Below are 12,451 nucleotides of genomic sequence, written 5' to 3' on the forward strand. Positions count from 1 at the left end.
TGCCAGCAGCAGCCCGCCGGCGGCCTTCGCGCCTCCGGGGTCCGCGGTGAGCAGGTGGAGCGGGGAGGCTCCGCCGGCGGCGGCCCGGTCGAGCCCGGCCTCGGTCAGGAAGCGGCCCGGGTGTGCGAACAGGCCCAGGGACCAGGGGGCCAGCACGGCGACGGGGGTGAGTACGACGGCCAGGAAGCGCGGGGCGTGGAGCATCAGCCGCGGGCGTCCGCCCTGGGTGCCGTGCAGCGCCAGGGCGCCCAGGCCCAGGACGACGGCGAGCGGCCACACCACCGGGGTGAAGGCGGTGGTGACGGTGAGCAGGAGGGCGTACGCCCAGGACGCGCGCCAGGTGGGGCGGGCGCCCGGGACGCGCAGGCCGGTGGCCGCGACGGCGGTGCGCGCCATCAGCGGCAGCAGGATCGCCAGGACGGCGGTGCCGAGCCGGCCGGCGGCGAGGGCGCCGGTGGCGGCGGGCAGGAAGGCGTAGGCGACGGCGGCCCAGGCCCGCAGGGGGCGGGAGGAGACCAGCGGCCGGGAGGCGAAGTAGGCGGTGAGGCCGGCCAGGGGCACCGAGCAGACGAGCAGCAGGGTGAGGGTGAAGCCGGTGGAGCCGAGGAAGAGCGTCGAGAGGGTGGCGAGAACCGCCAGGTAGGGGGGCGCGCTGCCGGTGCTGCCGACGCCGACCGGGTGCCAGCCGTCGGCGTACTGCGCCCACAGGGCGGAGGCTCCGTCGGGCGCGGGCAGCAGGGCCCCGCCGGCCAGGCTGCCGCCGCCGAAGAGCTGGCGGCAGGCGACCACGGAGACGATCAGCAGGAGGCCGAAGAGGACCGGGGCGGGCTTGCGGACGAGGCGCTTGAGGCGGGCGAACTGCTCGATCTCCAGGAAGTCGGCGTCCTCCCCGGTCGGCCCGGATTCGACGGCGCCGTGGCGCCCGCCGGAGGAGGGTGCGTCGTCCCAGCGGCCGCCGAAGTTGCTCGCCAGCTGTTCGGCGGCGGCCCGGAGGGTCGCGCCCGGTGGCGGGAACAGGGCTCCGAGGTCGGCCGGTGGGACGGCGGGTGCGCCGCGCTTCGCCCGGGCGGCGCGGATGCGGCCGGGGCGCAGGAGGACGCCGAAGAGGCCGGTGAGTTCGTCGAGGGCCTGCGCGGGGGCCTTGCCCAGGAGGTAGCCGAGGGCGTGCAGGAGGGTGCCGAGGACGAGCCGCAGCACGACGTAGGCCAGGAGCGGCCCGCGGGTGTTGGCGAGCAGCGTGTGGACGGCACCGGCCTTGTCGACGCGGTGCGGGTTGACGGCGCGGCGGCCGGCGCAGTCGACGGGGCGGCGCTCGCGGGCGGCGGCCTCGGCGTGGCGCAGGACGGCGTCGGGGGCGACGAGGACGCGGTGGCCGGCAGCGTGGGCGCGCCAGCACAGGTCGACGTCGTCGCGCATGAGGGGCAGCCGGGGGTCGAAGCCGCCGAGCTCCTCAAAGACGTCGCGGCGCACGAGCATGCCGGCGGTGGACACCGACAGCACCGAGCGCACCTGGTCGTGCTGGCCCTGGTCCTGTTCGCGGCGGTCGAGGCCGGTCCAGCGGCGGCCGCTGCGGGCGATGGAGACGCCGGTCTCCAGCAGCTGGCGGCGGTCGTACCAGCCGCGCAGCTTGGGGCCGATGACGGCGGCTTCGGGCTCGGACTCGGCGACGCGCAGGAGCTCGTGGAGGGCGCCGGGTTCGGGGGCGCAGTCGTCGTGCAGGAGCCAGAGCCACTGGACGGGTTCGAGGTCGGCGTCGCCGTGGCGGCGGCCGTCGCCGGGCTGGTCGTAGGCGTCCTCGCGCCAGGTGCGGCTGACGGGGTCCCAGCCGCTGGAGCGCTTGAGGTAGGGCAGCTCTTCGGGGTCCGGTGCGGGGACGGCGCGCAGGGCCTCGTCGACGGCGGTGCCGAAGCCGGCGCGGCGGGCGAGGTGCAGGACGCGGTCCGGGCCGAGGGCGTCGGCGAGCAGCTGGGCGGAGTCGTCGGCGCTGCCGGTGTCGGCGCCGACGGCGGCCTGCACGGGGCGCTCCTGGCCGAGGAGGCCTTCGACGGCGTCGGGGAGCCAGCGGGCGCCGTCGTGGCTGACGATCACGGCGGTGACGACGTGGCGCGGGAAGGCCGGTGCGACGGCCGGGTCGAACGCGGGCAGGCGGCCGGGAGCGGCGGACGCGGCCGCCGTCTTCGAGTGCGCCGCATTGCTGTGCACGGACATCGGGGTACGGGCCCTCCGGCCGGGGTCCGGGGCGGGCCCCGGATGGGTGCTGTGCTGGACTGCGCCGGCCGCGGGTGCGCCCGTCGGGGCGGCGGTGCGTCTCGGACGCGGCCCCACACTAGTGGCTGCGCACACAGCGGTCCGCCTCGCGCCGCGGGCGCGGCTGGGCGGACCGTAGGTCGTCCCGTACGTGGTCGGGCGGGGAGGGCCGTACCGGCGGAAACCCCACGGCCGGGCCCGGCTCCGAACCCGGCGGTCGACGCCACGGGGCGTTAACCCCTGGCTTCCACTTTTAACTTTCAGTGACTATCGGCCCATGAATTCAGGGATTTCTCGCGGAATCACTGGCCCCCGAATCACCGAAACCGAATCACGGGCTCCGGTCCTCGATAAGGCTGCTTATCCGCTCCTTAGGACCGCTGGAGCCATGCGCCTATCCGTATGCCTATCGGAAGCTCAGACCGCGGCCTTCTTGAGGCGGCGGCGCTCGCGCTCGGACAGGCCGCCCCAGATGCCGAACCGCTCGTCATTGGCAAGGGCATATTCAAGGCATTCCGAGCGGACTTCGCAGGCGAGGCAGACCTTCTTCGCCTCCCGCGTGGATCCGCCCTTCTCGGGGAAGAAGGACTCGGGATCGGTCTGAGCGCACAACGCGCGCTCTTGCCAGCCGAGCTCCTCGTCCGCCTCCTCGACCAGCAGTTGCTGAAACAGCTCGGTCATGTGCGCCCCTCGTCTGTCATTTACGTCCCCGTGCCTCCGCCTCCATCAAAGTACGGCAGAACGACACGGGTGAAATTACAAGTGTGCCGATCCGGGCCAGTCAAGCCGAGATCTGCTATTGGGCCCCTTATTCACTCTGCGGAACCAAAGCCAAGCAGAAAGTGTCCAAAAGATTACAAGTCCGGACAGACCCCTCCGGCCGCCACGGTCGCCCCGCCCCCCTCTGCAAAGAGAGGACGTCACGCGCGGCAATCCCGTTGCACCGTCCGGCCGAACGATGTTTACGGCCCTGGCTGGAGCGCCACCTGTCCATGGTCACACCCCCGCAAACCTTGGAGCACCCACAGTTACCGGATGAGGTGAAACATTGCCCCCAAAAGGGACACGCAGTTGACACAACGTGTCCGGTCCCGTCACCGTGGTGGGCATGCCAGTGAACGCCGCCCTCAGCCTGACCCGTGACTACGGGTCCCGCTGCGCTGTGCAGGCTCGCTGTCGCTGTTCCAGCTGTTGATGCCCCAGAGCTCCGGCTGACCCCTTCTTTCCGGGGGTCCCGCACCGCCCGCCCGCGTGGCCGTCACCCCGGCCGTCCGCGGCGCATCGCGCCCTCGCGCCACCCCCAGCTCCGGGCGCCCCACGCTCCGCCTGTCACCGCGCCCTCCCCCGCACCTCGCCGAGGAACCTCCGCACATGAACAGCGACGTCCAGATCGCCGGCGACCCGCTCGCCATCCCCCACCTGCTGCCGCCCGTCCCCGCCCACCCGCGCACCGTCGCCGAGTTCGCCGGGCTGGCCCGCGCCGTCGCCGCCGACCGCGCCTCCTGGGCCCACCTGGTCCGGTACGACGCCACCACCCGCTGGTACCACCGCCTCCGCACCGGCCCCGGCTACGAGGTCTGGCTGCTGAGCTGGGTGCCCGGCCAGGGCAGCGGCGCCCACGACCACGGCCCCTCCTCCGGTGTGCTGACCGTCCTGGAAGGGGAGCTGACCGAGATCACCGGAAGCACCGGGCCGCTCGACGGCGCACGGCAGGTGCTGCGCGCCGGAGCGCAGCGTGTCTTCGCCCCCGGATACGCTCATGAGATCGTCAACGACTCCCTCGCGCCGGCCGTGAGCCTCCACATCTACTCGCCGGGGCTGACCGAGATGCCCATGCGCCCGTCCGCGTCGGCGGCCGGCCGCCTCGTCGCCGCCCCCGCCGCCCCCGCCGCCCCCGCCGCGGCCGTCACGGCAGCTCCTGCCGGCGGGAGCGCCGTACGGGGCTGACGGCCCGCACGCCGGCAGGCCACCACCCCTCGGGAGCGGCCCCCCGTCCTGACAGACTGACCGCATGCAGCGCATTGTGGTTCTGGCCGGCGGGATCGGGGGCGCCCGCTTCCTCCGTGGCCTCAAGTCAGCAGTCCCCGACGCGGACATCACCGTCATCGGCAACACCGGCGACGACATCCACCTCTTCGGGCTCAAGGTCTGTCCCGACCTCGACACCGTGATGTACACGCTCGGCGGCGGCATCCACGAGGAGCAGGGGTGGGGCCGGGCCGGCGAATCCTTCGCCGTGAAGGAGGAGTTGGCGGCGTACGGCGTCGGGCCCGAGTGGTTCGGGCTCGGCGACCGCGACTTCGCCACGCACATCGTCCGCACGCAGATGCTCGGCGCCGGCTATCCGCTGAGCGCCGTCACCGAGGCGCTGTGTGCGCGCTGGCAGCCCGGGGTGCGGCTGCTGCCGATGAGCGACGACCGGGTCGAGACGCACGTGATGGTCGACGACCCCGACGGCGAGGACGGCGCCCGCAAGGCCGTGCACTTCCAGGAGTACTGGGTGCGCCTGCGGGCCGAGGTGCCCGCGCACGCGATCGTCCCCGTGGGCGCCGAGCAGGCCGAGCCCGCGCCCGGCGTGCTGGAGGCCGTCGCCGCGGCCGACGTCATCCTCTTCCCGCCCTCCAACCCCGTCGTCAGCATCGGCACCGTCCTGGCCGTGCCCGGCATCCGCGAGGCCGTCGCCGGGGCGTCCGCGCCCGTCGTCGGCCTCTCCCCCATCGTCGGCGGCTCGCCCGTGCGCGGCATGGCCGACAAGGTGCTGGCCGCCGTCGGCGTCGAGTCCACGGCCGCGGCCGTCGCCCGGCACTACGGCTCCGGGCTGCTCGACGGCTGGCTCGTCGACACCGTCGACGCCGGAGCCGTGGCAGAGGTCGAGGCCGCGGGCATCCCGTGCCGAGCCGTGCCGCTGATGATGACGGACACGCAGGCCACGGCCGCGATGGCCGCGCAGGCGCTCGCGCTAGCCGAGGAGGTGCGGGCGTGAGCGCGCCGGAATCCTCCGGGGGCGGCCGGGTCCCCGGGTACCGGGTCTGGGCCGTGCCGGGCATCCCCGAGGTGCAGGCGGGCGACGACCTCGTCAAGCTCCTCGCCTCGGCGGTCACGGGCGAGGGCCTGCCCGGGCTCGCCGACGGCGACGTGCTGCTCGTCACCTCGAAGATCGTCAGCAAGGCCGAGGGGCGGCTGGTCCGGGCCGGCGACCGCGAGGCGGCCATAGACGCCGAGACCGTACGGGTCGTCGCCCGGCGCGGGGGCCTGCGGATCGTCGAGAACCGGCAGGGGCTGGTCATGGCCGCCGCCGGCGTCGACGCGTCCAACACCGCCGCCGGGACGGTCCTGCTGCTGCCCGAGGACTCCGACGCCTCCGCCCGCGCCCTGCGGGCCGGTCTGCGGGAGGCCCTCGGCGTCGATGTCGGCGTCGTCGTGACGGACACCTTCGGCCGGCCCTGGCGCAACGGTCTGACCGACGTCGCCATCGGTGCGGCCGGAGTGCGGGTGCTGGACGACCTGCGGGGCGGTGCCGACGCGCACGGCAATCCGCTGAGCGCGACCGTCGTCGCCACGGCCGACGAGCTGGCCGCCGCCGGTGACCTCGTGAAGGGCAAGGTCGCGGGCCTGCCGGTGGCCGTGGTGCGCGGGCTGCCCCACGTGGTGGGTGAGGGCGAGGACGGCGACTCCGGGGCGCGTGCCCTGGTGCGCTCCGCCGCCGACGACATGTTCCGGCTCGGGACGTCCGAAGCGGTGCGGGAAGCCGTGACGCTGCGGCGGACGGTGCGGGAGTTCACCGGCGAGCCCGTGGACGGCGCCGCCGTGCGCCGGGCCGTGGCCGCCGCCGTCACGGCGCCCGCTCCGCACCACACGACGCCCTGGCGCTTCGTCCTGCTGGAGTCCGAGGAGTCGCGGGTGCGGCTGCTCGACGCCATGCGGGAGGCGTGGATCGCGGACCTGCGGGGGGACGGGTTCGGCGAGGAGAGCATCGCCAAGCGGGTGCGGCGCGGCGACGTGCTGCGGAATGCGCCGTATCTGGTGGTGCCGTGCCTGGTGATGGACGGGTCGCACACGTATCCGGATGCGCGGCGGAACGCCTCCGAGCGGGAGATGTTCGTCGTGGCGGCCGGGGCGGCCGTGCAGAACTTCCTCGTGGCGCTGGCCGGGGAGCGGCTGGGGTCGGCGTGGATCTCGTCGACGATGTTCTGCCGGGACGTGGTGCGGAAGGTTCTGGAGCTGCCGGAGGGGTGGGACCCGATGGGCGCCGTGGCCGTGGGGCACGCGGCGGCACCGCCGCGGGAACGGCCGGCGCGGGTCGCGGACACGTTCATCGAGGTCCGCTAGCCCCCGCGGGGGCCTGCAGCCGGCCTACAGCGCCCTGATGTCGTTCACCGAGAAGCGGGGCGCCCTTCTCGGGGGCCTCGTGCCCGTCAGGAGGATCAGGCGGCATGCCCGGTGGCGCTGGCCCTCGTACGGGCTCAGGAGGTCGAGCATGGCCTCGTCGTCCGTGCCCCGGGCGCCGGTGAGGGCATAGCCGACGATCTTCGGGAGGTGCAGGTCGCCGACCGTGACGGCGTCGGGGGAGCCGTTGCTGCGCTGGAGGGTCTCGGCCGCCGTCCACGGGCCGATGCCCGGGACCGCCTGCAGGCGTCCCGACGCCTGTGCGTCGTCCATGGCGGCCGCCTCCTCCAGGCGCGCCGCCACCCGCGCCGCCCGGACGATCGTCGCCGAGCGCTTGCCGTCCACGCCGGCCTTGTGCCAGTCCCAGGACGGGATCATCGCCCACCCCCGCGCGCTCGGCATCACCCGCATCCGGGGGGCCGGGCCCGGGGCCGGTTCGCCGTGCTGCTGCAGGAGCAGGCGCCAGGCCCGGTAGGCCTCGTCGCTGGTGACCTTCTGTTCGAGGACGGACGGGATCAGCGATTCGAGGACCAGGCCCGTGCGGGCCAGCCTGAGGCCGGGGTGGCGGCGGTGCGCCTCGTGGACCAGACGGTGGCGGGGGGTGAATGCCGCCGGGTCGTCCCCGGCGCCGAGGAGGGCGGGGAGCGTCTCCAGGAGCCACTCCGCGCCCGGCCCCCACGCCTGCGCGTCGATGCGTCCGCCCCGGTCGGTCACGTGGAGCGTCCCGGGGCCCTGCGGGGTGCGGGTCGCCCGCCACACCGAGCCGTCCGGCCCCGTCCTGAACGCCGGGTCACCCGGGCCCCGCGCCAGGACGCCCAGCGTGCGGCCCAGGTCGTACGGGCCCGGCGGGGTCCAGGTGCGGGTGGTCATCCTGCCAGGGTACGTCCAGGCGTTCGCCCGCCTATGCCGGATTCATCCGGCTTGTGCGCTCCTGCTGGCCTTTGCTCTCCTCCTGGCCTTTGCTCTCCTACTGGTCCGACGAGAACCTGATCGCCGACGCCGGGATCTCCGCGTCGCACCAGACGCGGGCCCCCGCCCGGAGCTCGTTGTCCGCCCCGATGCGGGCCATGTCCCCGATCACCGCGCCGTCCAGCACCGTACGCGCCCCGATGCGCGCCCCTGCGCCCACCAGCGAGTCCCGGACCTGGGCGCCCGCCTCGATGACCGCGCCGTCCAGCACCGTGCTGCCGTCGACCCGTGCGCCCGGCTCCACCCGCGCGCCGGCGCCGATGACCGTGCCGCCGGTGAGCTTGGCGTCGGCGGCGACCTCGGCGGTGTCCAGGACCAGCCGGTCGCCGCAGCGGCCCGGGACCGCGGGGGACGGCGCCCGGCCCAGGACCAGGTCGGCCGAGCCCCGGACGAAGGCCTGCGGCGTGCCCAGGTCCAGCCAGTACGTGGAGTCGACCATGCCCTGCAGGTGCGCCCCGGAGGCGAGGAGGCCGGGGAAGGTCTCCCGCTCCACCGAGACCGGCCGCCCCGCGGGGATCGTGTCGATCACCGCGCGGTTGAAGACGTACGCGCCGGCGTTGATCTGGTCGGTGACGATCTCCTCGGGCGTCTGCGGCTTCTCCAGGAAGGCCGTCACCCGCCCCGTCCCGTCGGTCGGGACCAGCCCGAAGGCCCTCGGGTCCTCGACCCGGGTCAGGTGCAGGGAGACGTCCGCGCCGGTGGTGCGGTGGGTCGTCACCAGGGCCTCGATGTCCAGGCCGGTGAGGATGTCGCCGTTGAAGATCAGGACGGGCTCGTCCGGGGCCGAGTGGAGCTTGGAGGCGACGTTGCGGATGGCTCCGCCGGTGCCGAGCGGCTCCTCCTCGGTGACGTACTCCAGGTGCAGGCCGAGGTCCGATCCGTCGCCGAAGTACGGCTCGAAGACCTCCGCCAGGTAGGACGTGGCCAGCACGATGTGCTCCACGCCCGCCGCGCGGGCCCGGGCCAGCTGGTGCGTCAGAAAGGGGACGCCCGCTGCGGGAACCATGGGTTTGGGCGTGTTCATCGTGAGCGGGCGCAGCCGGGTTCCCTTGCCGCCGACCAGGAGGATGGCTTCTGTCACCTTGTCGTCTCTGCTTCCTGCTGGGGCCGGGCCGTAATCGGCGGCCAGTGTATGCAGACCGGAGGGTGCCCCCGCGCCAGGTCAGCGGCCCTGGAGGCGGGCCGCGGCGGAGCGGGCGGTGCCGAGCTTGCCGTAGAGGCGGTCGCCGGGGCACGCCGTGGCAAAGCCGTCGCGGTGCCCGGAGATGGCCTTGAGCTTGACCTTGGTCCCCTTTTTGAAGAGATTTCCGCCTCCGGACACCAGGCTCGCGGTGCCGGCCGGGTTGGCGCCGAACAGCCCGAGCTTCCAAGCGGTGAGGTCCGCCACCGCGTCGACCGCCGCGGTGGACGGACTGGTGGTTCCGTACGTTCCGAGAACGGCGATGCCCATGCTGCTGCTGTTGAAACCGAGGGTGTGCGCGCCCTTGACGGGTCTGGCCACGCCTCCCGCGCGGCCCTCGTAGATGGTGCCGCACTTGTCGATGAGGAAGTTGTAGCCCAGGTCCCGCCAGCCGCTGCTCACAACGTGGTAGCGGTAGATACCGCGGATGACGGACGCGGACTGTGAGCAGGAGTAGCGGTTGCCGGAGGCCGTGTGGTGGACGAAGGCCGCGCGGACGGCCGAGGTGTAGGCGAAGCCGGACTCGCGCAGGGACTCGTCGGCGGCCCAGCCGGCCCGGGTGACGATGCGGGGGCGGGGGCCGACGTAGCGCCCGTCGACACCGCTGTCGTCGACGCTGTTGCCGGGGCGGCCGTAGTCCTCGGGGTCGTAGCCGTCGCCGCCGCCCTGGTCCCCGCCGGACTCCTCGTCCTCCACCTGCAGCTCGCCCGTGCCGGTGTATTCGATGTCGCCCTCGGACTCCGGCTTGCCGAGCGCGGGGATCTCGGTGGCGCCGAGGGGCGCGAGCGGGACGTTGGCGGCGGAGGCGGCGAGTTCGTTCTCGCTGGGGACGGGGGGCGCGGCGGAGCGGGTGCGGTCGGCGCCCGGGTCGACGAGTTCCAGGCGCAGCCCGGAGGGCAGGGCTCCGGCCGGGGTGCGGCCGGTCGCGGGCGTCGCGGCCTCGGGGCGGACGCGGACCTGGATGGCGTCGGAGGCGCCGACCCACAGGGGCGCGGTGGATCCGCGCAGCCGCCCCGCGCGGCCCTCGGCCGAGTCGCTGTCGGGGCGGTCGTCGTCGTGGGTCGAGATCTCCTGCCAGCCGGCCCAGTCCTGGCCGCCGACGGGGCGGGTGCGCACCTGGGCGTGGCCGCGGAGTTCGGCCCCGGCGTCGTCCCAGACGATGCCGACCAGCGAGAAGGGCTTGACCTCCATTTGGGGCAGGCCCTGCTCCGAGGTGGGCCCGGGGCCCGACGTGCGGTTCTTGGCGTGCAGCGGCACGAGCGGCAGCGACTGGGTGCTGCCGGGCACGGAGCGCGCGGGGAGGCCCGGGTCGTGGGTGGACTGCGAGGCGGAGGACGGGGCGGCGAGGAAGGGCAGGGTGAGGGCGGCGGCGCAGGCGGTCACGGTCGTCGAGACAAGGATTCCACGCATACCGAAAATCTTGGGCATACCCCTATAAATCTGTCCATTCGTCAAGTGGCCCACGGGTTCTCCCCGTACCCCTTCGGCGCCGCCCTTCCGGCTGACCCGCACGCGCCCCGCCGCGTACGCTGGCGCCGATGAACGCCACCGATCGCACCCCCGCCGACCTGCTGCGATCCGCGCTCGCCGCGGATCCGTCCCGCCCGCTCGTGACCTTCTACGACGACGCCACCGGCGAGCGCGTGGAATTGTCCGTTGCCACCTTCGCCAATTGGGTGGCGAAGACCGCCAACCTCCTCCAGGGCGATCTCGCCGCCGAGCCGGGCGACCGGCTCGCCCTGCTGCTGCCCGCCCACTGGCAGACGGCCGTGTGGCTGCTGGCCTGCTCGTCCGTCGGCGTGCTGGCCGACGTCGGCGGCGATCCGGCCGCCGCGGACCTCGTCGTCAGCGGGCCCGACGCGCTGGAGGAGGCGCGTGCGTGCTCGGGCGAGCGCGTGGCACTGGCCCTGCGCCCCCTGGGCGGCCGGTTCCCCCAGCCGCCCGCGGGTTTCACCGACTACGCCGTCGAGGTGCCCGCCCAGGGCGACCGCTTCGCCCCGTACGCCCCGGTCGACCCCGGCGCCCCGGCGCTCGCCGTGGGCGGGCTGGAGCTGACCGGTGCCCAGCTCGTGGAGCGGGCCCGCACGGACGCCCACCAGCACGGGCTCGGCGGGGGCTCGCGCATGCTCTCCGGGCTGCCCTACGACTCCTGGGACGGGCTGTCCGCCGGGCTGTTCGCCCCGCTCGCCTCCGGCGGCTCGGTGGTGCTCTGCCGCCACCTCGACCGGCTCTCCGGCGGCGGCCTCGACAAGCGCCGGGAGAGTGAGCGCGTCACCGTGACGGCCCTCTGACGCTGCCGCGGGGCCGCACTCGGGCGATGATCGGCGTACGGACCGATGACGGCACCCCGAGGAGGGACGCAGCGCCACCGTGACCCAGAGCCCAGGAAGGCCCGGCCCCCCGGCCACGCCGTCCTGCTCCGCCTTCTTCGAGGAGCCGGACGAGCCGCCGCCCGCGCCCCGTCGCCGCCGATGGCTGCGCTGGCTCGCTCTGGGCACGGCGCTGACGGTGCTGGCCGTGGTCGCGCTGGGCTGGTACCTGTACGAACGGCTCAACGGCAACATCAGGACGGACACGGCCACCGCGGACGAGCTGCGGCGCTGGGAGAAGGAGCGCCCCACGGCCCTGGTCAAGGGCGCCCAGAACATCCTGATCATCGGCTCGGACACCCGCAGCGGCGCGGGCAACGGCCAGTACGGCGAGGACAGCGGCACCCAGCGCTCGGACACCACGATCCTGCTGCACGTGGCCGCCGACCGGAAGAGCTCGACCGCCGTCAGCCTGCCGCGCGACCTGATGTCGGTCATCCCCCGGTGCCGGCGGCCCGACGGCACCGAGACGAACGAGCGCTTCGCGCAGTTCAACTGGGCGTTCGAGCAGGCGGGCCCGGCCTGCACGATCCGTACGGTCGAGAAGCTCAGCGGCATCCGCATCACCCACCACGTGATCGTGGACTTCAGCGGCTTCAAGCACCTGGTCGACGCGGTGGACGGGGTCGAGGTGTGCCTCAAGCAGGCGGTCGACGACCAGGAGGCGCGGCTGAAGCTGCCGGCCGGCCGCCAGACCCTCAACGGCGAGCAGGCGCTCGGGTACGTCCGCGCCCGCTACAGCCTCGGCGGCGGCAGCGACACCGAGCGGATGGGTCGGCAGCAGCAGTTCCTCGGCGCGCTGTTCAAGGAGATGCAGAGCGACGGGGTGCTGCTCAACCCCACGCGGCTCTACCCGGTGCTGGACGCCGCCACGTCCTCGCTCACCACGGACGCCGGCCTCGACTCGCTGCGCAAGATGTACGACCTGGTGCGCACCGTGCGGACCGTCCCGAGCGAGCGCGCGCAGTTCCTGACCGTGCCGCGCCGCCCGTACCCGTACAACCCCAACCGGGACGAACTGGTGCAGCCGGACGCCGACCAGCTCTTCAGGCAACTGCGCGAGGACCGGCCGGTGTCGGTGACCGGAAACGTCCGGGCGGCGGAGAACAAGCCCGGGGACGCCAGGCCGGGAGCCGGCAAGCCGAGGGCCGAGGAGGGGCCGGACGGACCGGAGGGGACGGGGGGCCAGGTGAGCCCGGAGGGGCCCGGCAGTCCCGAGGGGCCGTCAGGGACAGGGGGAACCACGGGAACCGGGGGGCCGGCGTGGACGCCGGGCACCGGGGCGACCGGAGGGGGCCCG

Annotated in this window: 10 protein-coding genes; 5 read left to right on the forward strand and 5 right to left on the reverse strand. The window is 74.3% G+C overall.

The window, feature by feature from the left end:
* Both V7793_RS23745 and V7793_RS23750 read right to left on the reverse strand, forming a co-directional pair.
* The coding region (locus V7793_RS23745) for a glycosyltransferase family 2 protein (RefSeq protein WP_336009651.1) at positions 1-2,208 on the reverse strand (2,208 nt) is incomplete at its 3' end.
* 456 nt (positions 2,209-2,664) lie between these two features.
* Positions 2,665-2,928, reverse strand: a complete 264-nt coding sequence (locus V7793_RS23750) for a WhiB family transcriptional regulator (protein WP_004952403.1) — start codon at positions 2,926-2,928, stop codon at positions 2,665-2,667.
* A gap of 690 nt (positions 2,929-3,618) precedes the next feature.
* Here V7793_RS23750 and V7793_RS23755 point away from each other — a divergent pair.
* The 3 genes from V7793_RS23755 (at position 3,619) to V7793_RS23765 (ending at position 6,576) form a co-directional block, all read left to right on the forward strand.
* Positions 3,619-4,194 (forward strand): cysteine dioxygenase, encoded by a 576-nt coding sequence (locus V7793_RS23755; protein ID WP_336009666.1) that lies wholly within the window; start codon positions 3,619-3,621, stop codon positions 4,192-4,194.
* Positions 4,195-4,258: 64 nt separating this feature from the next.
* A complete protein-coding gene (gene cofD, locus V7793_RS23760) occupies positions 4,259-5,230 on the forward strand; it encodes a 2-phospho-L-lactate transferase (protein ID WP_336009668.1) in 972 nt (323 codons plus the stop codon).
* Positions 5,227-6,576, forward strand: a complete 1,350-nt coding sequence (locus tag V7793_RS23765; RefSeq protein WP_336009670.1) for a coenzyme F420-0:L-glutamate ligase — start codon at positions 5,227-5,229, stop codon at positions 6,574-6,576. Before cofD ends, V7793_RS23765 begins: the two co-directional genes overlap by 4 nt.
* 24 nt (positions 6,577-6,600) lie before the next feature.
* On the opposite strand, the gene V7793_RS23770 is transcribed toward V7793_RS23765, so the two are convergent.
* The 3 genes from V7793_RS23770 to V7793_RS23780 form a co-directional block, all read right to left on the reverse strand.
* Entirely contained in the window at positions 6,601-7,503 is a 903-nt protein-coding gene (locus V7793_RS23770) for a DNA-3-methyladenine glycosylase family protein (protein ID WP_336009674.1), read from the reverse strand.
* A gap of 97 nt (positions 7,504-7,600) precedes the next feature.
* Positions 7,601-8,683 carry an NDP-sugar synthase gene (locus V7793_RS23775; protein ID WP_336009676.1) on the reverse strand — a complete coding sequence of 361 codons (1,083 nt, stop codon included), beginning with the start codon at positions 8,681-8,683 and terminating at the stop codon, positions 7,601-7,603.
* An 81-nt stretch (positions 8,684-8,764) separates the two neighbouring features.
* Positions 8,765-10,192: a peptidoglycan recognition protein family protein gene (locus tag V7793_RS23780; RefSeq protein WP_336009679.1), complete on the reverse strand. Its 1,428-nt coding sequence runs from the start codon at positions 10,190-10,192 to the stop codon at positions 8,765-8,767.
* A 128-nt stretch (positions 10,193-10,320) separates the two neighbouring features.
* Here V7793_RS23780 and V7793_RS23785 point away from each other — a divergent pair, with 128 nt between their 5' ends.
* Positions 10,321-11,073: a TIGR03089 family protein gene (locus tag V7793_RS23785; RefSeq protein ID WP_336009681.1), complete on the forward strand. Its 753-nt coding sequence runs from the start codon at positions 10,321-10,323 to the stop codon at positions 11,071-11,073.
* 79 nt (positions 11,074-11,152) lie between these two features.
* Positions 11,153-12,451: LCP family protein (locus tag V7793_RS23790; protein WP_443057976.1), on the forward strand; the 1,299-nt coding region annotated here is incomplete at its 3' end.

Source organism: Streptomyces sp. KLMMK (assembly GCF_036961605.1).
GTDB classification, from domain to species: Bacteria; Actinomycetota; Actinomycetes; order Streptomycetales; family Streptomycetaceae; genus Streptomyces; species Streptomyces telluris.

Coding starts and splice junctions, on each gene's coding strand:
- V7793_RS23780 (WP_336009679.1), bottom strand. CDS start 10,192: ATGCGTGGAATCCTTGTCTCGACGACCGTGACCGCCTGCGCCGCCGCC.
- V7793_RS23770 (WP_336009674.1), bottom strand. CDS start 7,503: ATGACCACCCGCACCTGGACCCCGCCGGGCCCGTACGACCTGGGCCGC.
- V7793_RS23785 (WP_336009681.1), top strand. CDS start 10,321: ATGAACGCCACCGATCGCACCCCCGCCGACCTGCTGCGATCCGCGCTC.
- V7793_RS23750 (WP_004952403.1), bottom strand. CDS start 2,928: ATGACCGAGCTGTTTCAGCAACTGCTGGTCGAGGAGGCGGACGAGGAG.
- cofD (WP_336009668.1), top strand. CDS start 4,259: ATGCAGCGCATTGTGGTTCTGGCCGGCGGGATCGGGGGCGCCCGCTTC.
- V7793_RS23755 (WP_336009666.1), top strand. CDS start 3,619: ATGAACAGCGACGTCCAGATCGCCGGCGACCCGCTCGCCATCCCCCAC.